Genomic DNA, 23,259 nt, shown 5'->3' with positions numbered 1-23,259 from the left:
TTAATTGTTAAGCGCAAAAACTCTAGGTTTACTGTCATTAAGCGCGGCTATAAAGTATGTGTTACCAGCTGCATCTGTAAACGTCTGTAAGTGTTTCATCTCTTCGCGCACATAAAATCCGCTTTTGGTATAGGGTTGCCACTCAAAGTTTGCAGAGCCATCACCTAGTAATACACTCCCAAAACTTGCATCTAGTTGAGAGTACTGTGGTTTGTACTCAAAGTTATTACCACCCATAACAAGATCAAGTAGTCCATCATTATTTACATCTGTACAGCTTATGCCGCACACACAAGATAATTGTACGCCAGCAGGTAGTGCCTTTAGTGTAAAGTTTCCTTTTCCATCATTTACGGCAACAGCAGACTCAGAGGTGTTAACTTTCTTTACTTTAGAGTTTGCCAGTACCTCTGCAGAGAATAACTCATCTATAGATCTTTTTGCATAATCTGAGGCTTTTATATTCTGTTTTTTTAATGATACGATTTGCCCCATTATCTCCTTTTTCTGGTGTAGCGGGTAATCTTTACCCTTTTGAGTTATGGTAGTAATTTGCTCTATCGTACTATTTGCATCAAAATCATTAATAAATAACTTCATAGGTGCATCTTGAGTAGGTTTGTAATGAATATTTGTTCCTTCATTACCTAGTATTAAGTCTAGATCACCATCATTATCTATATCTGCACTTTCAATACTTTGCCACCAGCCGTAAGCCTTATCAAGACCAGAATTGTGTCTTATAAGTTTTCCATTTTCTAGTTTGTATGCTTTTACAGTATCCCACTCTGCAGTAATCACTAGTTCTTTTATAGTGTCACCATCTATATCTGTCCATACAGCATCTGTAACCATACCAGCATCATTAAGGACAGCTCCTTGTTGAGGCGTTACATTTGTAAAGCTACCTTTACCATTGTTTTGTAATAACAAATGCTTTGGGTTAATACCATAGGTGCTTGTTGTATTTCTAGAACCTATAAATAAATCTACATCACCATCTTGGTCATAATCATAAGGAGCGATGACAGAGGCACCTTGATTTACAGCGGGTAGTAATTGAGCCGGATTAAATGAGCCGTCACCTTTATTTACGTATAAACGTGGTCTGTAAAATGGAGCGCCATCTATCTGGTTTCCTCCAGTAGCTACGATGAGGTCTAAGGCGCCATCACCGGTTACATCTACAAAAGAGGCCGCAGTATCTTCAAAAATTGCTGACTTATCAAAATTTATAGAAGAAGGTACAAGCTTCCCATTACCCTTATGTAAATACAGGGTAGGAGCTTGGTCTTTTGCTCCACCTATAAAGATATCTTCATTACCATCTCCATCTACATCACCTACTGCGAGGGCAGGACCTTCTTGTGAGAGTTTCTTTGCAATAAGCCCCTCGTAGTCAAAATCATTGTACTCATTTTCTTGATGTGAAGTAAGGAGTGTGTTATCTAATTCTCTAAGCAGGGTGTTAGACTCTTTGACTGGGTATTTATATACTTCAGAGGCCTCACTAATTTTAGCCGTAAGTGTTTGGTTCGCATTAATGTTTTTGAGTAGTTGTGTCTTGTCATTAGGCCATATAATACGCAATGAGTCTATGGTTTTTGAAGCACCTAGGCCTATGGTCATTCCATACTCCATAGAAGATTGAAAACCTCTAGATGGAACAAGTTCTTGTAAAATAGATTGATTGTCGTGATATAGACGTACAGTAGTACCCACTGCAAATCTATTTTTATCACTACCCTCAAAGTTTATTTTTATATAATTATGAGACTCATCTACTACGGAGTTGTTTCTGTAAACAAATGCATCCATATTTACATTATTCACCACAATGTCTAGATCACCATCATTATCTAGGTCACCATAAGCAGCGCCATTAGACATACTCTCTAGACCTAGGCCCCAGTCTTGTGCCTTGTTTGTGAATGTTAAGTCTTTCTGGTTTTGATAAGCATAATTAGGTAGCGGTTTTACAGGCATTTTATTAATGATAGAGTCTACTGGGTGTGTTTTTCCATTAGCCTTACTACGTATAAGCTCATTTGCAAAGAAGTCTACAAAATCAAGATCTGTGAGGTCGTGGTTAATACCGTTTGTAATATAAATGTCTCTGTAACCGTCATTATCCATATCAAAAACAAGCCCAGACCAACTCCAGTCTGATGCCTCTACACCACTGTAATAAGCCGTTTCCGAAAAAGAACCGTTACCATTATTTATTTGTAGCGTATTCTGGATAAACTGCTGGTAAAAGTCATCACGCTGTTTACGTTTATAAATGTTGTAGCCATCAAATTCCATTACAGACTTTACTCGCTCCTCACCGTCTGGAAGCATATCTGTAATAAAAATATCTTGAAGCCCATCGTTATTTATGTCTGAGATGTCTATACCCATCGCAGAGAGAGATAGGTGAGAGGTCCACTCTTTAATCTCTTCTGTAAAAGTTCCGTCTTGATTATTGATGTATAAATAATCTCGTTCAAAAAAGTCATTAGAAATATAGATGTCTGGCCATAAATCTTGATTAACATCTGTCACTACAACGCCTAGTCCAAAACCTATAAGAGAACCATATATGCCAGACTCTTCACTTACATCTGTAAAAACGCCATTGTCATTACGCATAAGTAGGTCTCCCACACCACGTATGTCTTCATTTACATTTGCCCAGTCTTGTGCTCGCTTATCTCGTTGTCCTTTGTTACCTAGACTGTTTACAGGTACATTGCTGTTATTAAGGATATATGCATCAAGGTCTCCATCTTTATCATAATCAAAAAAAGTAGCGTGTGTTGTAAACCCGGATGTAGCGAGGTTATACTCTTTTGCGCGCTCAGTAAAAGTGAGGTCACCATTGTTAATATACAAGTCGTTGTCGTGGCTATTCTCCTTTAAATTTCCTGCATTGCTTACATAGATATCTAGAAGTCCATCTGCATTAACATCTGCCATTGTAACTCCTGTAGACCAAGGTTTGTTACCCTCAATACCAGCGGTTTTAGAAATATCTTCAAATTTAAAATCACCTTTATTGAGGTATAATTTGTTCTTGCCCATATTTGCGGTTAAGTAAATATCTGCAAGTCCATCATTATTAATATCGCCTATTGCCACACCTCCTCCATTGTAAAAGTTGCGATACTTAAAGATATTAAAATCCTTTTGGTTCTTAATACTATTTATGAAGGCTATACCGGTGCTGTCTGGAGACATTTGAGTAAAAAGAGTAGGAGCGGTAGCGTGCTCCTCAGTAATGGTTTCCTTGTCGCAAGAGCTTATGAGCAGAGTAAGTGCTATAGCCGCAAATAGATTATATTTTTTAAAAACATTCATAAGTTTAATCTTCTTTTCTAAGGAATAATGGAGTATCATTATTTCTACCAACGATGATATATTTCTTTCCAGATATCGTTGCTGTGTCAATGCTTCTGGAAGCACCTAAAATATTGAATTTTGTCTTTTTACCCACGTTAAAAAAGCCATTTTTGTCATTATAAAGAACAATGCCTTTTGAACCATCAAGTCTTCCTAGTTGTGTGCTTATTTCATAATCATTTCCTACTAAGACTAGGTCCTTATAACCATCATTGTCTAGATCATCTACAAGTATATCGTGCACAGAAGATACTTGTGCTGGTAGTGGCAGCTGCTTTTCTGTAAACGTGCCATCTCCGTTATTTTCAAAATAGACAGAGGCTAGCTGGGTAACCTGTTTTACTGTAGCCGTTGCAAGCTTGTTGCTGGGCAGTAAATCTTTAAATTCCGCTTTCGCGAAAGCGCTATAAGAAAGATATTTCTTGTTGAGTTGTGGTAGTTGTTTTGTAAGCTCATCTTTGGTAGCAATTGTGGTTTCTTCACCTTTGTAGAAATAGGTTACTATAGGGTCAAGTTTGCCATTATCATCAAAATCTTGGATATATAATTGCACAGGCTCTGCCGCCGAAGCTTTAAGGCGTGTGTTGAGGCCCCAGTTGCCAGCTATAATATCAAGATCGCCGTCATTGTCAAAGTCTGCTACTTGTGATGAATTAAACCATCCAGTAGTGTTTTCTAAGCCGTTGTTGTCTTGCTTTGTTAGCTTCTTACCATCATTGAGGAAAATTGTGGGAGCCATCCAGTGACCTACAACCATTGCGTCTGGATAACCATTATCATCAATGTCTTGCCACTGTATATCACGTACATTACCGATGTCTTTAAAGTCTGGGCTATAACTCTCTGTAATATTACTGAAGTTACCTGAACCATCATTACTAAAAAGATACTGCAGCGGAGTGGTGCCAAACTCCTGAGGGATAACGTCGCTGGTTATAGAGATGTCTAGGTCGCCATCTTGATCTAGATCTACAGCGTTAATAGTAGATGCATTAATAAATGTATTATTAAAAGCTTCTTTTTTGTGTTCTAGACCTCTCGCTGTATTGATATAGAGTCTAGGTTGTAACGCGTTACCTGTTTGTATTTCATTACCACCACTTACAATGATAAGATCGTTTAAGCGGTCACCATTTGCGTCAAATATGATTGCATCTATATCTTCTGCAATGGCGTGCTTATTATTGCTAGGAAGTTCTTGTTTTGTAAAACTTCCTGAAGTGGTTTGCAGTTGTAATGAAGTGACTTGAGATTTTGCACCAAGGGTGACAAAATCTTGTAGGCCGTCATTGTTTATATCGCCACCACATATCGCATTACTGAGGTTTGTAGAAGAATATGGCACCAATGGATTACGACTAAACTCTACAGTAGGATTTTCTTTATGTTTAAAGGATAGCAGTGTGTCATTTACATACTGTCTCGTTTTTACTTTTGCTATTAATCCCTTATAATAATTGCCACCAGCGTTTGTGTAGTTTAGTGTTATCTTTTGATTTGCTGATATTGTTTCTTGTTTTTCAGTTTTGCCATCAGGCCATATGATACGTAAAGAGTCTATTGTTTTAGAACTATCTAGGCCAATTAAAATTTCTGGGACGACAGATGATAGAAATCCTCTTGTTGTATAGTTTTCAAAGTATTGAGAATTGCCATCTGTATAGACTTGTATTTTTGCACCTATTCCTTGTATGTTTTTGCTAGGCCCTGCAAAGTCTACTTTAAGATAATTTGCTTTTGTGGTTGTTTTGTTGGTTTTATTTTCGAGTATAAAAGCCTCCTCATTTACATTATTTACTATTAGGTCAAGATCTCCATCATTATCTAGATCTGCATAGGTACTTCCATTACTGAATGAAGTTTTGCTTTTTATCCAGTCTGTAGAGGTGTTTTTAAAAGTGCCGTTTCCATTGTTTTTAAAAAAATAGTTCACCGTTTTTTTGCTAGGCATTTCTTCTATAAGAGGAAGTTCACCATCTGTCATATTTTTACCTAGACGCTTTTGTATATTTTCATTTGATATGAAATTAATAAAGTCCATATCATTTGTTGCACCTAGAATACCATTTGTAATATAAAGGTCTTTGTGTCCATCATTGTTAAAGTCTGCAAGTAGGGGAGACCAGCTCCACTCAGAACTTGCAACATTGCTTAAAAAAGCGCTTTCTGTAAAAGAGGAAGAACCCTGATTAATATGCAAGGTGTTCTGCATAAATTGTGATGTATAGCCTTGTTTTAGATTATTTGAGAATATGGGATAATTATATTCGGCACCAGAAGTTTTTAGGGTATAAGGATCTTCAGGGAGCATATCTACAGATATGATGTCAGGTAGGCCGTCATTATTTACATCTGCTATGTCATTTCCCATAGAAAAATGTGAGGTGTGGCCTAGTGCTCCATTTTTATTATTAATTTCATTAAAGGTTCCGTCTTGATTATTGATGTATAGATAATCATCTTCAAAAAAGTCATTACCTATATACATATCTGGATATCCATCATTGTTAAGATCACTTATGTTTATCCCGAGGCCGTAACCTATTTTTGATGAATATATGTTCGCTTTCGCGGAAGCGTCATAAAAAACACCATCCCTATTTTCTAGTAATTTATCACCGTTTATTGTATCTCTAGTTGTGCGCTGGCTACCTCTCCCGAAATATGCGTTAGGGTACAGTGAGTGTGATAGTATATATGCATCAAGGTCACCATCTAGGTCGTAATCAAAAAAAGCTGTTTGTGTGTTGAGACCTTCTATATTTAATTGATAGGTTGACGCTTCTTCTTTAAATGTTGGTATGCCATCTGTAAGGCCTTGATTAATGTAAAGTAAATTTGACCCTTTGAGATGTAAGTGTCCTGAGACTTTAGATACGTATATGTCTAGATATCCATCATTATTAATATCTACCGTGGTCACGCCTGTAGTCCATCCAGAGTTGTTATTTATACCCGAAGTGGTGGTTATATTTTGAAACTTTAAGTTGTCTAAGTTTAAATAAAGGTGATCTTGATTAAGATTTGAAGCAAAATAAATATCTACAAGTCCATCATTATTAAAATCGCCTGTAGCAACGCCAGCGCCATTATAATAATAGAGGTAGTTAAGTATGTTAAGCTCTGCAGATTTTGTGAGCTCATTTGTAAAGGTTACACCTGTATCTTTTTTATGTATAAAGCGGTAATTTTTCTCTGGCTGTGAGCACGAGAAAAGAAACATTAATAGTAAGAGTAGGGGCAATGAAGTTTTCACTTAAACAAATGAATTTTGAGAATGTAATATATAAAAAGAGGGTTAGAAAACTCTAACCCTCTTTTAAGCTAATTATTATACCAAGTTTAGTAGCCTGGATTTTGGGTAAGGTTAGGGTTTAGTATTACCTGACTCGCTGGAATAGGGAAGAGGTTTTTAGTCTCATCTCCTACCGCTCCTGGAGCTTTAAGTTCCCAGTCTGCAGTAAATTGTCCAAAACGGATTAAGTCATTACGTCTCCATAGTTCTGCATATAATTCACGTCCTCTTTCATCTATAAGCTCTTGTGCTCCTACAGATCCTAATGGAGTTGCTCCTCTAAGTAGACGAAGCTCATTAACTAGCGTTGTAGCGTCTCCACCTGAACGGAAGATTGCTTCTGCCTTCATAAGGTGAGCATCTGCATATCTAAAGAATATTTCGTGTGCGTTAAATGATCCGTAACGTGCAGCATACTTTTGTACACGTATACCAGTAGTCTCATCATTATTAATAAGACTTACATTACCGTCTCCATCTTTAAAATCTCTTTTAAAAGTTAATGGAGCACCTGCTCTATCCTGTAGTGCAGATCCATCTGCAGCATATTGTTGTCCTATTAAGAATCCAACACCAATGTGTGTTGCATCTGCAATACCATCACCATTGTTATCTGTACATCCATCACAGTCTGCGATAGGCATCCCTCCTGTAGGAACTACACCACGACGCTCTTCTTGACCACTACCTTCTATGTTAATTTCTGAATCTCCTTCAAAAAGGTCATAGTAAGATGATAATGTAGCAAAACCGTTCCATCCACCACCGGTGTTGTCACGCTCACTAGTTTGTGCATAGTGAAGTCCATTCCAAATTCTGTTTCCTACACCAGCTCCTAAGAACCAGATAGTTTCATTATCACCAGAATCACGGAAGATATCAAAATAACCTTCTTGTAAGTCATATCCTTCTCCGTTAATCTGATCTACAAGTGATACCACTTGGTTCATATCGGCAGTGTCAGGAGTTGTACTTAAGTAAATGTGTTTGTTAAGTAACACCTTTGCTAGTAAGTATCTTGCTGCTGCTTTGTTAGGTCTATTGTTATTAGTCATAGGCGCGCCAGCAGGAAGTTGATCTATAGCTGCATTTAAGTCAGATACAATCTGATCTACAGCTTCTGCACCTCTAAGTACGATAGGATCTTCAAATAATGAAAGTTCTGGATCACGTACAGGTACTTGTCCCCAGTTATCAAGAACAACCCACATACCTAATGCTCTTAATAAATGAGCATTTGCACGATCTTCTGCAGTTGCATTTACTGATAGTTCAGAAAGCACTTGTGCTGCTTGAAAGTGTGTTGTGTTCCACTGTAAGAAAGCAGTTTGAATAAACTGGTGACTTGTTAACCAGTTGTGCTGGTGTAACTGTCTCCAGATTCCGTTATCTCCCCAGTCAGATCCTCTAGTAGGTATAAGAGCAGCATCTGTAGTCACTTCTTGAAGTGCAAAGATGTTTGCTTGATCACCTATTTGACCATTAAGAGAGTTGAACATATTATCTACAAAAGATGAAGGGTCCAGTACTCCGTTAAAAGTTTCTCCAGTAATTACCGAGTCGGTGCTTTCGATTTCTAGATCAGTACACGACGTCACCATCGCTCCGATCATAAATGCTCCTGCTATGAAGCGGGTTGCATTTAGTTTAATGTTTCGTTTCATAATTTTTCTTTTTTTATTAAAATCTAGCATTTACACCAAGTGTAAAAGTACGAGCTCTTGGGTATGGGGCATAGTCAATACCTGCTGTTGGTATCGCAGAAGCGTTAAGTGATCCTGTGTCAGAACTGATTTCTGGATCAAGACCGCTGTAACCTGTGATTAAGAATAAGTTTTGACCTGTAAGTGATAAACGTAAAGAGTCAAACATACCTTCTCCACTTAATGGCCAGTTGTAACCTAAAGATGCAGATTGTAATCTTACAAAATCTCCTTTCTCAAGAAAACGTGTAGAAACTGCTACCGAAGAGTTAGGATTTTCTGAACTATTTGCAGCTGCTTGAGTTACGTTTTTACCAATAATTAGAGCAGACTTAGTAAAGAATGCATTGTCTGTTGCGTTATATACTGAGAATCCAAATTGACCATTAAAATATGTACTAAGGTCAAAGTTCTTGTAACGAGCGCTAAGTGATAAACCAGAAGTTACCTTAGGTACTGCATTTTCTCCTACAAAGAATTTATCTGAATCTGGATCTCCTACACCATCACCATTTACGTCTAAATATGTAGGCTCTCCATTTGCGTCAAATCCTGTAAACTCAGCCATATAGAATGAGAATAATGGTTGTCCAGCTTCAAGCTGTTGAGCAAATGCTCCTGTAAGACCATTACCACGTATAGCTCCAGTTTGGATCACACGTCTTGTATCTTGAACTTCGTTTTTGTTATAAGCAACATTAAAAGCTGCATTGAAACCAAAATCATCCGTATCAATAAAGTCATAGTTAAGCGCAAGTTCAATACCTTGGTTAACTACCGTACCATCATCTAAGTTACCAAATGCTGTTTGAACGTTTGCAGGTGCAGCAGTCTCAGCAAGTAATAAAAGATCATTTGTTTCTTTACGGTATAAGTTGAAAGAACCATTAAAACGATCGTCGTTAAATCCAAAATCAATACCTACGTTAAAGTCTGTAGTCTCTTCCCATTTTAAACCAGGGTTAACATCACCTACAGGAGAAGTTCCTGGTATGTTATCTCCACCACCAATAACGTTAAGATCATTATCTATTCCTGTGAAGTTTGCTTGAGTTCTAGTTGTAAACTGACCGTATCCTAGCCCTTCTTGAGAACCTACGATACCAGCTCCAATACGAAGCTTAAGAGTTGATATGTTATCGCCTACAAAATCTTCTTCATCAAGCTTCCAAGCAAATGCTCCAGAAGGGAAGTATCCATAACGCTCATCTTCACCAAAAGTAGAAGAACCATCTGCTCTAAAAGTTCCTGTAAATAAGAATTTCTCATTTATAGTAACATTTGCTCTTGCAAAGAAAGATTGTAACTCATCTGCGTTGTCATAACGACCAGCGATGTAAGCTGGTATAACTTGTGCAAATCCAGCAGGAAGTGTAAGCCCTGTTTGTACTTCAGGTAGAAGTGTAGTTAAGAAACTACCATCGTTACCATATCCAAATACTTGAGCATTACCAGGAACAACATTGTTTAAGATGTTGTACTGGTCAATAAGTTGTCCTCTCATATCTGCAAGGTTGGTAGTGTTAAAACCAGCTCCATTAGAGAATATACCGTCTCTCTGGAATTCTTGATAAGAGAATCCTCCTAAAAGGTCAAGCTTTACATTACCTAAATCTTTCTTGTAATTAAGCGTTGCTTCAAGAAGTTTGTTTTCATTATTGTTTATGTTGTAATCTCCACGTCCTATACCAGTAATACCCTGAGTGTTTAGAATAGAAGAAGCAATAACTCCAGTAGTATTTGCCTCAGTTCTATCATAACCTACAGTTACCTTAGCGCTTAACTCTTCTGTTACATCATAATCAAGAGATAAGTTTGCAAGTATACGGTCACTCTCAGAAAGTCCTTGAAAACTATTTAAGTAGTTTAATGGGCTAAAAATACCAGGCGTTTGCTCAAAAAATTCGTCATTAGTAGGGTACGTAGGGTTAGCAGATATAGAAGCACCTATAAGGTCTCCTCTTGATCCTGCTCCACCATTTAAAGGTGCAGTCTCTCTGTTAATACGAGAGATACTACCAGTACCTGTTACTGTAAGCTTATCATCAAAAAACTTTTGAGAAAAGTTAAGTCTTCCAGATATTCTTTCTATTGAAGAGTTTTCTACAACACCATTGTTATTTCCATATCCAAAAGAAGCACGTACATTACCTCCATTGTAGCTCTTAGAATAACTTAGGTCAGTCTGTCTTGAGAAAGAGTTACGTAAGTAAACATCTTGCCAGTCTGTATCTGCATTACCTATAAGTTGGTCGCTTGCTCCTGGTATGTTACCAATTGCATCAAGAAACTCAGCTCTGTTTAATAAGTCATATCGCTGTGCTGCTTTAGAAGAACTCACAGATGAGTTAAGTTCCCAAACACCTTTAGAAGCTCCTCTACCACCTTTAGTTTGTACAATAATAACCCCGTTTGCTCCACGTGAACCATAAATAGCAGTTGCAGATGCATCTTTTAATATCGAGATACTCTCAATATCATTAGGATTAATAAAGCTTAATGGGTTACCACCACTAGCTTGAGCAATACCTCCAGTGTTTACACCAGGAGCTCCACCCCCAGCAAGAGGTACACCATCTACTACAAATAATGGGTTGTTTCCAGAACGTATAGAGTTGTTACCACGTATACGTATAGCAACACCACCTCCAGGCTCTCCAGAAGACTCTGAAATTTGAACCCCGGCAGTTTTACCTTGTATAAGTTGTTCTGGTGTTTGTATCACACCTTGGTTAAAGTCCTCTGCACCTACATTGTCTACAGAACCTGTAGCATCTTTAATAGTAGTAGAACCGTACCCTATAAGTACAACCTCATCTAGTGCGTTGTCTGATGCTAAAGAAACATTTACTACACTTCTACCTCCTACAGCAACTTCTTGTGTAGAAAAACCTACGTAGCTAAAGACTAGAGTAGCATCACTAGGAACATTGTTAAGACTGTAGTTACCGTCAAAATCGGTTGTGACACCATTTGAGGTTCCTTTTACAATTACGTTTGCTCCCGGTAATGGGCCATTTTCTTCAGTAACAGTACCTGTTACAGTTTGGGCTTGGGCAATCCCTACAAAGAGAATTGCAACAAACAAGAGCATACTTTTAAGTATTACTTTCTTCATAAGAATCTTGTTTAAAAATTAGTTTGCTTAGTTTTTTTATGAGTAATCACCTCATTTTAAAAGCTAAAAATATGTAAATTTTATGTTAAGACCATATACTTTGCCCGTTAAAGTTACGAAAACGATTTCGTGTGAACAAACCGTCATTTGTAGGAATTCGGTAAAAAATGATGGTTGAAATTAGCGTTTTCGTATAATTTTAGGTGTGTAATTTCCAAATGCGGAATGATATTTTTTGAATCTTGCTTTTTAGTAATCTTTTCGTGATGTTTTCGTAACAAAGAGAACTGTTAATTTATTTATGTTTTGACTCATAGATAATGAGTAGTTTTTTCTTTCTTTTTAGTGATTATTTATTTTGAAAACACACGCTTTCGCGAAAGCGTAATGAAGACTCATAAATATTTTAAAAGTGATCACGAGTGTGAAGTGAATCTTTTTACGTCATACTCCTGGGAACTATATTCTAACGAGACCTTACAGATTTAGGTCTTTAAGCTTTTTAATACACTTATCTTTGTGACTCGTATTATTCCAGATGTTAAGATGACTAAATTTGATATACTCATAGTAGGTGGTGGTGCTGCCGGTTTTTTTACAGCTATAAATCTTGCCGAAAAAAACCCGCAACTTAAGATTGCCATACTTGAGCGAGGTAAAGATGTTCTTACTAAGGTTAAAATTTCTGGTGGTGGTCGTTGCAATGTCACCCACGCAGAATTTATACCTAAGGAGCTTTCAAAAAAATATCCTCGAGGTGAGAAAGAGCTACTAGGCCCCTTTCATACCTTTATGACGGGAGATACCATCGCCTGGTTTGAAGAACGTGGCGTAGAGCTCAAGATAGAAGATGATGGGAGAATGTTTCCAGTAACAGATTCTTCGGCCACTATTGTAGATTGTTTTATCTCTCTGGCAAAAAAGCATCATATTGAAGTGCTCACTAACCACGCGGTGCAAGATGTAGGTTTTGATGACGCTTTCGCGAAAGCGCAAACTACCACCAACACTTTTTTTGTAAAAACTAGTAAGGGGGTGTTTACTTGCGATAAGCTAGTGATGACCACAGGTAGCAACCCTAAAATGTGGAAACTCCTCGAAAAACTAGGTCATAATATTACTAATGCTGTACCGTCACTTTTTACTTTTAATATAAAAGATAAACGTATAGATGGGTTAATGGGTGTTGCAAAAGATGTCACTATAAAAGTACTTGGCACAAAACAGAAGTCTGAAGGGCCATTACTTATTACACACTGGGGGATGAGTGGCCCGGCTATATTAAAACTGTCTGCCTGGGGAGCGAGAGACCTTGCTGCTATCAATTACAAATTTGACATACAGGTAAACTGGCTACAGCATTACTCGCAAGAAGAGGCACTAGAGATGCTTATGGAGCTCAAAATGGCTCACGCAAAGCAGTCGCCTCACACCTACGCGCAGTTAGACTTGCCTAAGCGCCTGTGGCAAAGTTTACTCATTGCAGCCGGAATACAACCATCTATAAAGTGGGCAGAGCTCACAAAAAGCCAGCTTCAATCTCTTAGTAGAGAACTTACTCAATCCAGATACAAGGTAGATGGTAAGAGCACCTTTAAGGAGGAGTTTGTGACTGCTGGAGGTGTAAATCTTAAAGAAGTACACTTTAAAACCTTTGAGAGTAAAAAAGTAAATCATCTTTATCTTGCTGGAGAGGTGCTTAATATAGATGCAATTACAGGAGGGTTTAACTTTCAAAATGCCTGGACGGGAGGCTATCTCATTGCCCAGGCTATAGATTCTTAAAGAGTAGATTTATGAATACGTATATATGTTTACTGCGCGGGATTAATGTAGGAGGTCATAAAAAAATCAAAATGGCAGACCTCAAAACTCTTTTTACTTCGCTAGGATATAATGACGTGGTGACTTATATACAGAGTGGAAATATTATATTTAAATCTCACGAGACAAGTAGATATGAGATAACAGCTGTTATAAAGAAAGCTATTGCAAGTACCTACGGTTTTGAGGTTCCTGTGTTTGTTTTAACTTGTGCAATGCTCATTCAGGTTTATGAGAATTATGTGCTCTCACCAGAATGTATAGCCTCAAGTTACTTTACATTGTTGCATACCGTGCCCAGCACAGAAGATATTACCCTTGTAAATAATCTAGAGTTACCTAACGAACATTTTGTAGTTACTGAAAATTGTGTTTACATATATCCAGAGAAAGGATACGGAAAAGCAAAGGCGACAAACACTTTTTTTGAAAAGAAATTAAACGTGGTTGCGACAACCCGCAATTATAAAACCATCGTAAAATTGCTAGAGCTTTCTAGTTAAGGCGCCAGATTTCAAAATTAAGAGCAGTTGCAAAGGCTAGCCATAGTAGGTAAGGAATAAGTAATGCTGCGCTCCACCGGTCTACTACTCTAAACCATTTTATAGTAAATATCACTAAGATAAACAGTCCGCAAATTGCTAGTAAGGCAAGAAACGGCTCTTGCCACCCAAAAAATATAATACTCCACATTCCATTAAGGATGAGCTGAAACCCAAAATGATAAAGGGCCGTTTTTACCCATTTATGATAAAAACCTCGATTCCATACAATGCCGGCGGCAATCCCCATAAGAATATATAACGTGATCCACACGGGAGCAAATACCCAGTTAGGAGGGCTCCAGCTAGGCTTCATAAGGCTTACATACCAATTGTCAATACTAGATTGAGTAGCTAGAGAACCTATGGTTCCTACAAGTAGGCAAATAATAATGCTTAGCACAATGCGCACTAGTAAATCTTTGTTCATAAGGAAAGGATTGGACTTAAAGGTAGTAAATATTCTTAGAGGTGTCTAAGCGTTGATATTGCTATCTTTGCTCATATATCTATAACCACCCTATGACCGAAAGCGATTTTATACCCTCAGAAAATTATAAAGTACTTACACAAGGATCTGTCACTTACCAGTCTCCTAGTAATATAGCCCTTGTAAAATACTGGGGTAAACACGGTGAGCAATTACCACAAAATCCTAGTATAAGTTTTACGCTTTCTAACTGTCACACTACGACCACGCTTTCTTATAAAAAGGCTACTAGTGCTACAGGTGAGATTGAGTTTGATGTACTGCTAGACGGCAAGTCTGAGCCAGATTTTAAACCTAAAATCGCAAAGTTTTTTGAACGTATAGAGAAGTATGTACCTTTTGTTAAGGAGTACTCGTATGTGATAGACACGGCAAACTCTTTCCCGCATAGCTCAGGTATTGCAAGTTCTGCTTCTGGTATGAGTGCGCTTGCTTTATGCCTTATGGAGATAGAGCGACAAAGTAATCCAGATATGACGCCTGCTTATTTTTTACAAAAGGCTAGCTTTCTCGCAAGACTTGGTTCTGGTAGCGCGTGTAGAAGTCTAGATGGTCCTCTAGTGGTATGGGGTAACCATAAAGAGATATCTAATAGTAGGGATATTTTTGGAACGAGTTATAATGGCAATGTACACGATAATTTTAAAAATTATCAAGACACCATCTTACTTGTAGATAAAGGAGAGAAACAAGTAAGTAGTACAGTAGGTCACGGTCTTATGCACGGTCACGCTTTCGCGAAAGCGAGATTCTCCCAGGCTCACGATAACTTATCTGAGCTTATGCGTGTTTTTGAGGCAGGTGATGTAGATGCGTTTATAAAACTAGTTGAAAGTGAAGCACTCACGCTACACGCAATGATGATGACCAGCCACCCTTATTTTATATTGATGAAGCCTAAAACGCTCGAGATTATAAATGAAATATGGGATTATAGACAACAAACGGGCTCAAAGGTGTGCTTTACACTAGATGCTGGCGCAAACGTACACGTACTTTATCCCGAAAATGAGAAGCATAGTGTGCAAGATTTTATAGCTACTAAACTTTCAAAATTTTGCCAAAACGGCCACTATATCAATGACTTTGTGGGTAATGGAGCAAAAAAATTGTAAATTTGTAATTGGTATTAAGAGCACCCCATATGAAAGGTCCGTTATTTTATTCTAAGATTTTACTTTTTGGTGAGTATGGAATCATAAAAGATTCCAAAGGGCTTGCTATTCCTTATAACTTCTATAACGGAGCGTTAAAGATAGAGGAGAACCCTTCACAAGAGGCAAAGGACTCAAATGAGAAGCTTGCAAAGTTTGTTACTTACCTTAATGATTTACAAACAGAGCAGCCAGAGTTAGTCTCTTTTGATATTGATAAAATGAATCAAGATGTAGCTGCGGGTATGTACTTTGATTCAAGCATTCCACAAGGATATGGTGTGGGAAGTAGCGGTGCGCTAGTTGCAGCTATTTATGATAAATATGCCGTAGATAAAATTACCGTTTTAGAAAACCTTACAAGAGAGAAGTTGCTCACACTAAAAACAATTTTTGGTGGGATGGAATCATTTTTTCACGGTAAGTCTTCTGGATTAGACCCTCTTAATAGTTATTTAAGTCTTCCTATACTTATTAATAGTAAAGATAGCATTGAAGCTGCTGGTATTCCTTCTCAAGCAGAAAAGGGTACGGGAGCCGTATTCCTTTTAGATAGTGGTATTGTAGGTGAAACTGCACCTATGGTAAATATCTTTATGGAAAATATGAAGCAAGACGGTTTTAGATCTATGCTTAAAGATCAGTTTGTAAAGCACACAGATGCCTGTATAGATGACTTCTTAAAAGGAGATGTAAAATCACTTTTTGGGAATGTAAAGCAGCTTTCTAAAGTAGTTTTAAGTAACTTCAAGCCAATGATTCCTACAAAGTTTCACGACTTATGGAAACAAGGTATTGAGTCTAATGATTACTATCTTAAACTTTGTGGTTCTGGAGGTGGAGGTTATATGCTAGGTTTTACAGAAGACCTTGAAAAGGCACAAGCAGCTCTTAAAGATCACAAGCTAGAAGTGGTTTACACTTTCTAATTAATTTTCATACATTTTTTATTAAACGAGATAGCTTATGCTTTCGCGAAAAAACAAACGTTTTATCCTTAAGTTAGTAAGTCTATTCTCTGTAGTGAGAGGTTACAATATTCTTATTATTGTACTTGCTCAGTACCTTACATCTATATTTATACTTGCGCCAGATAAGAGGCTTAGTGAGATATTATTTGACCCTAACCTTTTCTTTTTAGTGCTTGCAGGTGTTTTTACTATAGCCTCTGGATATATAATAAACAGCTTTTACGACTCAGAAAAAGACCTCATAAACAGGCCTAAAAAAACAATGCTAGACCGCTTAGTGAGTCAAAACACAAAGCTGTCTATTTACTTCACCCTTAATTTTCTTGCAGTTATAGCAGCTAGTTATGTCTCTTTTAAGGCTGTTGTTTTTTATGCGCTTTATATTTTTGGTATTTGGATTTACTCACATAAGCTTAAAAAGATTCCTTTTTTAGGAAATCTCGTGGCGGCAACACTTGCTATAACACCCTTCTTTGCTGTGTTTATCTATTATGGAAATCTGGCTCCAGTGATATTTGTACACGGGTCCTTTTTGTTTTTAGTGATAGCTATGCGAGAGATGGTAAAAGACTTAGAGAATCTTAAGGGAGATTTTGCACAGAGATATCGTACAATACCTGTAATGTATGGGGCTACTACTTCAAAATGGCTACTGTCGTTGCTAGCTGGTCTAACTGTTATACCTGTATTCTTCCTTATAAACCATTTTAAGCTGGGTTATATGAGCTATTATTTTTATGGTAGTGTGGTGTTGTTGCTCCTTTTTCTTGCTATTTTATGGCAGTCTAAAGCAAGACCTCATTATGTGCTACTCCATAATATTTTGAAGTTTATTATAGTCGCTGGTGTATTCTGCATCATACTACTGGATGCTAGCGTTGTCCTTAATCGAATTTTTTAGAACTACCTATTGTAAAGGTAAAGCCAATAAAAAAGCCCGCCATAGGCGAGCTTTTTTGTAATCGTAAAAAAGTATCTATCTTAATTATGACAGTACACTTACTTGTGCAGCAGTCAATCCTTTTCTTCCTTCTTCTTCTACGTACTCAACTTTGTCTCCTTCGTTGATAGTTTCCCCGTTAAGACCTGTAACGTGTACAAAGATGTCTTTACCAGTCTCGTCATTAGTTATAAAACCATAACCTTTTGACTCATTGAAAAATTTTACTGTTCCTTCCATTATAAAATATGTAATTAATAAAGTGCAAACTTACACTTTTATTTGTTAACCAATACTCGTGCCAAGATTATATTAATGTAAACTCTTTAAATTCAGTGCTTTTTATCCTTGGAGTTGTTAAATTCTTTCATTCTCTTAAAGGCGTCATCTGTAAGCATATAGTCGGCAACTTTGCGATCCTTCCATCTATGGTAGATAAATGTAGGCATCAAGATAAAGAATCCTCCAGCGATAGATAGTCCTATAAACTTATGACCTAGAGCTTCATCTATGTTTGCTTTGCAGTAAAACCCATAAGCAAGCATACCCGCAAGAATAAAGAATAATACGATGATAAAAATACGCCTCACTTTATCCATCTAGTCAAAAAATGTAATGGTTATAAAGAAAGCAATAATAGCTAGTATTAATATACTTACCATAGTGATAGCTATCGTTTTAAGAACAGTCTTAAAGACTTTGCTATTGCTTTGTGATTCTTCGGTTTCCAAAATTATATAGGCTTAGTTGTTAAGCTTCAAATTCAATTCTTGCAGTTGCTCATTGTCAAGTGGAGCAGGAGCGTCTATCATTACATCACGACCGCTATTGTTTTTTGGGAAAGCAATAAAGTCACGTATAGTCTCTTGACCACCTAGTATAGCTACAAGTCTGTCTAGTCCAAAAGCAAGACCACCGTGTGGAGGTGCTCCATACTCAAAAGCGTCCATTAGGAAGCCAAACTGTGCTTTAGCCTCCTCTTCAGAAAAGCCTAGGTGACGTAGCATTATAGCCTGTGTTTCTTTATCGTGTATACGTATAGAACCTCCACCTATCTCGTTACCGTTAAGTACAAGGTCGTAGGCATTTGCTTTTACTTCACCAGGTTTTGTGTCAAGTAATTCTATTTGACCAGGTTTTGGAGATGTAAATGGGTGGTGCATTGCGTGGTAATGTCCTGTCTCTTCATCTAGCTCAAGTAGCGGGAAGTCTATGACCCACAGCGGTGCAAACTCATCTGGCTTGCGTAGTCCTAAGCGCTCTGCAAGCTCCATACGTAGTGCACTCATCTGTGCACGTACTTTATTAGTCTCACCAGAGAGTATACAAACTAGATCACCTTTTTGAGCTCCTGTTACTTCTGCCCACTTTGCAAGATCTTCTTGATCATAAAATTTATCTACAGAAGATTTAAAGCTTCCATCGTCATTACAACGAGAGTACACCATTCCTAATGCTCCTACTTGCGGGCGTTTTACCCACTCTATAATTTTGTCAATCTCTTTACGAGTGTAAGAGTTGCCTCCTGGTACAGCTATACCTACTACAAGCTCTGCATTATTAAAAACACCAAAGTCTTTATGTTGTGCCACCTCATTAAGCTCGCCAAATTTCATCCCAAAACGAATGTCTGGCTTATCATTACCATACAGACGCATTGCATCATCATATAGCATACGTGGGAACTTCTCAATCTCTACCCCATTTACTTCCTTAAGTAAGTGACGAGTAAGCCCTTCAAAGATGTTTAAAATATCTTCTTGCTCTACAAAGGCCATCTCACAGTCTATCTGTGTGAACTCTGGTTGCCTGTCTGCACGTAAATCTTCATCTCTAAAACATTTTACAATCTGGAAGTATTTATCCATACCACCCACCATAAGCAATTGCTTAAAGGTCTGTGGTGATTGTGGTAATGCATAAAATTGTCCTTCATTCATACGAGAAGGCACTACAAAATCACGCGCTCCCTCTGGTGTAGATTTTATAAGGTAAGGAGTCTCAACTTCAATAAAATCTTGCTCAGATAAGTATTTACGGACCTCAAGAGCCACACGGTGTCTAAAGATAAGACTCTCACGTACCGGCTTGCGGCGTATGTCTAGGTAACGATACTTCATACGGAGGTCTTCTCCACCATCTGTCTCATCTTCTATAGTAAAAGGAGGAGTGAGAGAAGCGTTAAGTATCTCTAGTTTTGATACTAATAACTCTATATCTCCAGTAGCGATATTAGGGTTTTTTGAATCACGCTCAACTACGGTGCCAGTAACTTGTATTACAAACTCGCGTCCCAGTTTACGTGCTTCTTCCATAAGAGCAGCATCTGTACGTTCTTGGTCAAAAACAAGTTGTGTCATCCCATAACGATCTCTTAGATCTACCCAGATTATAAAACCTTTATCTCTAGATTTTTGTACCCATCCTGCTAGGGTTACTTCTTTATTTACATCGGCGGCGCGTAGGCTTCCGTTATTGTGCGTTCTGTACATAATTCTTGCTCAGTTTGAGATGTGCAAAAATAGAAATATAACAGGTCATTTTAAGGATAAGTAGCCATAAATGTTATTTCATAAAGTGGTGGGGTGATGAGTACGCTTTCGCGAAAGCGTAATAAGAACCCTCAAAGAAGATTTACTGAAGAATTTTCACATTTTCTTTAGAGTCAAAAACCCTATTTATAATTGCTGCGTATTTATTTTTGTAAAATAAATCACGCTATGATTACAACTGTCGAAAAGGAAATAGAATCACTTCAGGAACAATTACTCAACCACCCACTTTATAAACGCATACATACTCCAGAGGATCTTGTTGTTTTTATGGAGCATCACGTCTATGCGGTGTGGGATTTTATGTCACTACTTAAGGCACTGCAACGTGGGTTAACCTGTACAACCTTACCTTGGAAACCGGTGGGAAATCCAGAAACCAGATACCTTATAAACGAGATTGTGCTTGCAGAGGAGACAGATATTAATGCACAAGGGAAAAAGGTGAGCCATTATGAGATGTATCTAGATGCAATGAGAAAGGCGGGTGCAGATACTACAGCAATCACAGCAGTTGTTAATGCAGATTATAGTGGGGAGACACTGGCAGATATTACAGGTCACTTGCCAGAAAGTGTACAGCAATTTTTACAATTTACCTTTGAGGTTATAATGGGTGGTAATCTACACGAGATTGCTGCAGCTTTTACCTTTGGGCGAGAGGATTTAATACCATCTATGTTTACAGCTATCATAGGTGAAATAGAAACGCACTTTCCAGAAAATGACCTTACAGATTTTAAATACTATTTTGACAGACACATAGAGCTAGATGAAGATGAGCACGGGCCTATGGCTCTTGAGATGGTGAGACAGCTTTGTGGTGATGATCAAACAAAGTGGCAAGAGGTGATTACGGTTTCAAAACGTGCGCTAGAGGTGCGACTTGTTTTGTGGGATGGTATTTTAGAAGAGATTGGGGAGCCATCACTGGTTTCATAGTGAGATGGGAAAGTATAAATGAGACGTATATAAAAAAGCCTGCTAGATGCAGGCTTTTTTATATAGTAAGTAGAAGTGTTTACTTCTTGTTTACAGATTTTATATACTTCTCTAGAGCCATCGTCATAGATGGAGTCTCTGGAGTAGGTGCCATAATATTAATCTCAAGCCCTGCTTCTTCGGCTGCTTTTACTGTCGTGTTTCCAAAAACGGCTATACGCGTATTCTTTTGCTCAAAGTTAGGGAAGTTCTTAAATAAAGAGTCAATCCCACTTGGACTAAAGAATACTAAAATGTCATAAAAAACATTTTCATATTGTGATAAGTCGCTTACTACCGTTTTGTAAAAAGTAGATTGCATCCATTTTACTCCTAACTCGTCAAGTAATTCTGGCACATTAGGCTTAAACTTGTCTGAAGAAGGAAGTAAAAAAGTTTCGTTCTTATGCTTTTTTATGAGTGGTATAAGTTCTGGGAAGGTACGTTTACCTACATAAATCTTGCGTTTACGGTATACTACATATTTTTGCAGGTAGTATGCCACAGCCTCACTCTGGCAAAAATATTTTAAAGTATCTGGTACTTTAAAACGCATTTCTTCTGCGATTCTAAAAAAGTGGTCTACAGCGTTACGACTAGTTAATATTATAGCCGTATAATCTTTAAGATCTACTTTTTGTAATCTTACTTCTTTTCCAGAAACGCCCTCAACGTGTATAAAGGGTATGAAATCTATTTTTACGCGCTGCCTTTCTTCGAGCTCAAAATATGGTGAGTTATCAACCTTAGGCTTAGGCTGCGAAACAAGTATAGTTTTCACTTTCATATTGACTCATTTTTTTAATAAGCCCCTTATTATTTTGTAATTAATTCATACAAAATGAAGTAGGGCCCAATTTCGAGAGTGCAAAAGTACAAAATAAAATAAAAAGGATTTTTAAAAATTTCCTTCCTGTATTGCCTAAGGAGTAAAAACTGTGATACAGTATAAATTGTAATTATCAAGATTAGGGCGCTATAGATAAGTATATGAGGTGGTTCTAGCTGGTAGATGATAAAAGCACTACTTACAAGTGCAAATAACCCTAACATATTTTTAACATTAAGACGCTTGTAAATGAAGGGTTGCATTTTTTTATGGATGTCAAAAGCGTAAGTTGAGAGGCGTTCTGTTAAGAATTTCGCAATTTCGAAGGTCGAGTAGCCAGCGAGTATGATGAGAAAAACATCATAATTATCACGTATTAACCTCTCGGTAGAAACGCAAAAGGCGACATAGAGCAATAAAGATATGCCTATGCATTGTATGGTGGCAAGAACTAATTGTAGTGGATGGAATATATACACTCCTCGTGATCTGGATACAATAAAACGATCTGCTCCCGTAATGGTTATAAAGTCTTCAAAACGTTGGGCATATAAAAATTTGGAAACAGCAAGAAAAACCAGACAGGTAACCAGTAAGATGGTTATCCAGTTTTGGTAGGTAATTTCGCGAAGTATGGTTTCCAAAATATACAGTCTTTATAGACCGTTAAAAATACTACAAATTCTTTCAAAAGGGTGCTTACAGGCGTAATGAACTCTCTAAAATAAGTACATTTGCTTTAAACAAGATTATATGGCAAACGCTGTAGTTATTATACCCACCTACAACGAGATTGACAATATAGAAAGACTTTTGCGCAATATATTTGCACTGCAAAGGGCTTTTCATATTCTTGTAGTAGATGATAACTCACCAGACGGTACTGCACAAAAGGTACAGGAGCTTCAAGGTTTTTATAGAGAAAAGTTATTTCTTCTTAATAGAGAAGAAAAGAAGGGGCTAGGTACTGCATATATTGCTGGGTTTAAATGGGCATTACATCAAGAGTATGAATATATTTTTGAGATGGATGCAGATTTTTCTCATAACCCTAATGATCTTATACGTCTATATAACGCTTGCGCAAAAGATGGTGCAGATGTTGCTATAGGTTCAAGGTATGTAACTGGTGTTAATGTAGTAAACTGGCCTATGGGTCGTGTTCTTCTTAGCTGGGGGGCATCTAGATACGTACGATTCATAACGCGTATGGACATTTATGATACTACAGCAGGGTTTATATGCTATAATAATAAGGTACTAAGGGCTATAAATTTAGACACTATTAAATTTGTAGGCTATGCTTTTCAAATAGAGATGAAGTACAAGGCTTACTTGAAGAAGTTTGATATAGTTGAAATACCTGTCATATTTACAGACAGAACAAAAGGAGAAAGTAAAATGAGTTCTGGTATCATTTCAGAAGCTATTTTTGGTGTTATTAAGATGCGCTTGCAGCATTTGTTTAAAAAATAA

The 23,259-nt window shown here is 37.5% G+C and carries 17 protein-coding genes; 7 read left to right on the top strand and 10 right to left on the bottom strand.

Features of this window, described 5'->3' with window-relative positions:
* From ACJJVM_RS06195 to ACJJVM_RS06180, 4 genes are all read right to left on the bottom strand, one after another.
* Window positions 1-3,381 (bottom strand): VCBS repeat-containing protein, encoded by a 3,381-nt coding sequence (locus ACJJVM_RS06195; RefSeq protein ID WP_298352801.1) that lies wholly within the window; start codon window positions 3,379-3,381, stop codon window positions 1-3.
* On the bottom strand, window positions 3,347-6,640 hold the full coding sequence (locus ACJJVM_RS06190) for a VCBS repeat-containing protein (protein WP_405211113.1): 3,294 nt from the start codon (window positions 6,638-6,640) through the stop codon (window positions 3,347-3,349). Before ACJJVM_RS06190 ends, ACJJVM_RS06195 begins: the two co-directional genes overlap by 35 nt.
* Window positions 6,641-6,726: 86 nt before the next feature.
* Window positions 6,727-8,343: a RagB/SusD family nutrient uptake outer membrane protein gene (locus ACJJVM_RS06185; RefSeq protein WP_405211112.1), complete on the bottom strand. Its 1,617-nt coding sequence runs from the start codon at window positions 8,341-8,343 to the stop codon at window positions 6,727-6,729.
* A 16-nt stretch (window positions 8,344-8,359) separates the two neighbouring features.
* Window positions 8,360-11,500, bottom strand: a complete 3,141-nt coding sequence (locus tag ACJJVM_RS06180; protein ID WP_299147768.1) for a SusC/RagA family TonB-linked outer membrane protein — start codon at window positions 11,498-11,500, stop codon at window positions 8,360-8,362.
* Window positions 11,501-12,046: 546 nt separating this feature from the next.
* Here ACJJVM_RS06180 and ACJJVM_RS06175 point away from each other — a divergent pair.
* Together ACJJVM_RS06175 and ACJJVM_RS06170 are read left to right on the top strand one after the other, a co-directional pair.
* Window positions 12,047-13,285 (top strand): NAD(P)/FAD-dependent oxidoreductase, encoded by a 1,239-nt coding sequence (locus tag ACJJVM_RS06175; RefSeq protein WP_405212178.1) that lies wholly within the window; start codon window positions 12,047-12,049, stop codon window positions 13,283-13,285.
* An 11-nt stretch (window positions 13,286-13,296) separates the two neighbouring features.
* Window positions 13,297-13,827: a DUF1697 domain-containing protein gene (locus ACJJVM_RS06170; RefSeq protein WP_405211111.1), complete on the top strand. Its 531-nt coding sequence runs from the start codon at window positions 13,297-13,299 to the stop codon at window positions 13,825-13,827.
* Here ACJJVM_RS06170 and ACJJVM_RS06165 read toward each other — a convergent pair.
* Window positions 13,820-14,296 carry a TspO/MBR family protein gene (locus tag ACJJVM_RS06165; RefSeq protein ID WP_405211110.1) on the bottom strand — a complete coding sequence of 159 codons (477 nt, stop codon included), beginning with the start codon at window positions 14,294-14,296 and terminating at the stop codon, window positions 13,820-13,822. The two genes, ACJJVM_RS06170 and ACJJVM_RS06165, sit on opposite strands and share 8 nt — an antisense overlap.
* 92 nt (window positions 14,297-14,388) lie before the next feature.
* Between ACJJVM_RS06165 and ACJJVM_RS06160 the strand changes: the two genes are divergently transcribed.
* The 3 genes from ACJJVM_RS06160 to ACJJVM_RS06150 are packed head-to-tail and all read left to right on the top strand — an operon-like array spanning window position 14,389 to window position 17,382.
* On the top strand, window positions 14,389-15,471 hold the full coding sequence (locus tag ACJJVM_RS06160) for a diphosphomevalonate/mevalonate 3,5-bisphosphate decarboxylase family protein (protein ID WP_405211109.1): 1,083 nt from the start codon (window positions 14,389-14,391) through the stop codon (window positions 15,469-15,471).
* A gap of 29 nt (window positions 15,472-15,500) precedes the next feature.
* Window positions 15,501-16,439, top strand: coding sequence for a mevalonate kinase (locus ACJJVM_RS06155; RefSeq protein WP_299147758.1), 939 nt, complete (start codon window positions 15,501-15,503; stop codon window positions 16,437-16,439).
* Window positions 16,440-16,476: 37 nt separating this feature from the next.
* Entirely contained in the window at window positions 16,477-17,382 is a 906-nt protein-coding gene (locus tag ACJJVM_RS06150) for a geranylgeranylglycerol-phosphate geranylgeranyltransferase (RefSeq protein ID WP_298352824.1), read from the top strand.
* Window positions 17,383-17,466: 84 nt separating this feature from the next.
* Here ACJJVM_RS06150 and ACJJVM_RS06145 read toward each other — a convergent pair whose 3' ends face one another.
* From ACJJVM_RS06145 to aspS, 3 genes are all read right to left on the bottom strand, one after another.
* Complete coding sequence (locus ACJJVM_RS06145) at window positions 17,467-17,661, bottom strand: cold-shock protein (protein ID WP_035326968.1); 195 nt, start codon at window positions 17,659-17,661, stop codon at window positions 17,467-17,469.
* A 92-nt stretch (window positions 17,662-17,753) separates the two neighbouring features.
* A complete protein-coding gene (locus ACJJVM_RS06140; protein ID WP_035326970.1) occupies window positions 17,754-18,020 on the bottom strand; it encodes a hypothetical protein in 267 nt (88 codons plus the stop codon).
* A gap of 144 nt (window positions 18,021-18,164) precedes the next feature.
* Window positions 18,165-19,913 (bottom strand): aspartate--tRNA ligase, encoded by a 1,749-nt coding sequence (gene aspS, locus ACJJVM_RS06135; RefSeq protein WP_298352832.1) that lies wholly within the window; start codon window positions 19,911-19,913, stop codon window positions 18,165-18,167.
* Between the two features lie 228 nt (window positions 19,914-20,141).
* Between aspS and ACJJVM_RS06130 the strand changes: the two genes are divergently transcribed.
* Window positions 20,142-20,915 carry a DUF3050 domain-containing protein gene (locus ACJJVM_RS06130; protein ID WP_405211108.1) on the top strand — a complete coding sequence of 258 codons (774 nt, stop codon included), beginning with the start codon at window positions 20,142-20,144 and terminating at the stop codon, window positions 20,913-20,915.
* A gap of 79 nt (window positions 20,916-20,994) precedes the next feature.
* On the opposite strand, the gene ACJJVM_RS06125 is transcribed toward ACJJVM_RS06130, so the two are convergent.
* A complete protein-coding gene (locus tag ACJJVM_RS06125) occupies window positions 20,995-21,741 on the bottom strand; it encodes a uroporphyrinogen-III synthase (protein ID WP_405211107.1) in 747 nt (248 codons plus the stop codon).
* Between the two features lie 29 nt (window positions 21,742-21,770).
* Window positions 21,771-22,427 (bottom strand): DUF4271 domain-containing protein, encoded by a 657-nt coding sequence (locus ACJJVM_RS06120; protein ID WP_405211106.1) that lies wholly within the window; start codon window positions 22,425-22,427, stop codon window positions 21,771-21,773.
* Between the two features lie 109 nt (window positions 22,428-22,536).
* On the opposite strand from ACJJVM_RS06120, the gene ACJJVM_RS06115 reads away from it, so the two are divergent.
* Window positions 22,537-23,259: a polyprenol monophosphomannose synthase gene (locus ACJJVM_RS06115; RefSeq protein WP_299147751.1), complete on the top strand. Its 723-nt coding sequence runs from the start codon at window positions 22,537-22,539 to the stop codon at window positions 23,257-23,259.

The organism is Dokdonia sp. Asnod2-E02 (assembly GCF_045063915.1).
Lineage (GTDB): Bacteria > Bacteroidota > Bacteroidia > Flavobacteriales > Flavobacteriaceae > Dokdonia.
This window is presented reverse-complemented; position numbering and strand designations above follow the sequence as displayed.

Bases quoted from the DNA above. Each gene is read 5' to 3' on its own strand.
- aspS (WP_298352832.1), bottom strand. From the start codon at position 19,913: ATGTACAGAACGCACAATAACGGAAGCCTACGCGCCGCCGATGTAAAT.
- ACJJVM_RS06115 (WP_299147751.1), top strand. From the start codon at position 22,537: ATGGCAAACGCTGTAGTTATTATACCCACCTACAACGAGATTGACAAT.
- ACJJVM_RS06145 (WP_035326968.1), bottom strand. From the start codon at position 17,661: ATGGAAGGAACAGTAAAATTTTTCAATGAGTCAAAAGGTTATGGTTTT.
- ACJJVM_RS06175 (WP_405212178.1), top strand. From the start codon at position 12,047: ATGACTAAATTTGATATACTCATAGTAGGTGGTGGTGCTGCCGGTTTT.
- ACJJVM_RS06160 (WP_405211109.1), top strand. From the start codon at position 14,389: ATGACCGAAAGCGATTTTATACCCTCAGAAAATTATAAAGTACTTACA.
- ACJJVM_RS06195 (WP_298352801.1), bottom strand. From the start codon at position 3,381: ATGATACTCCATTATTCCTTAGAAAAGAAGATTAAACTTATGAATGTT.
- ACJJVM_RS06140 (WP_035326970.1), bottom strand. From the start codon at position 18,020: ATGGATAAAGTGAGGCGTATTTTTATCATCGTATTATTCTTTATTCTT.
- ACJJVM_RS06125 (WP_405211107.1), bottom strand. From the start codon at position 21,741: ATGAAAGTGAAAACTATACTTGTTTCGCAGCCTAAGCCTAAGGTTGAT.
- ACJJVM_RS06150 (WP_298352824.1), top strand. From the start codon at position 16,477: ATGCTTTCGCGAAAAAACAAACGTTTTATCCTTAAGTTAGTAAGTCTA.
- ACJJVM_RS06130 (WP_405211108.1), top strand. From the start codon at position 20,142: ATGATTACAACTGTCGAAAAGGAAATAGAATCACTTCAGGAACAATTA.
- ACJJVM_RS06155 (WP_299147758.1), top strand. From the start codon at position 15,501: ATGAAAGGTCCGTTATTTTATTCTAAGATTTTACTTTTTGGTGAGTAT.
- ACJJVM_RS06165 (WP_405211110.1), bottom strand. From the start codon at position 14,296: ATGAACAAAGATTTACTAGTGCGCATTGTGCTAAGCATTATTATTTGC.
- ACJJVM_RS06185 (WP_405211112.1), bottom strand. From the start codon at position 8,343: ATGAAACGAAACATTAAACTAAATGCAACCCGCTTCATAGCAGGAGCA.
- ACJJVM_RS06180 (WP_299147768.1), bottom strand. From the start codon at position 11,500: ATGAAGAAAGTAATACTTAAAAGTATGCTCTTGTTTGTTGCAATTCTC.
- ACJJVM_RS06170 (WP_405211111.1), top strand. From the start codon at position 13,297: ATGAATACGTATATATGTTTACTGCGCGGGATTAATGTAGGAGGTCAT.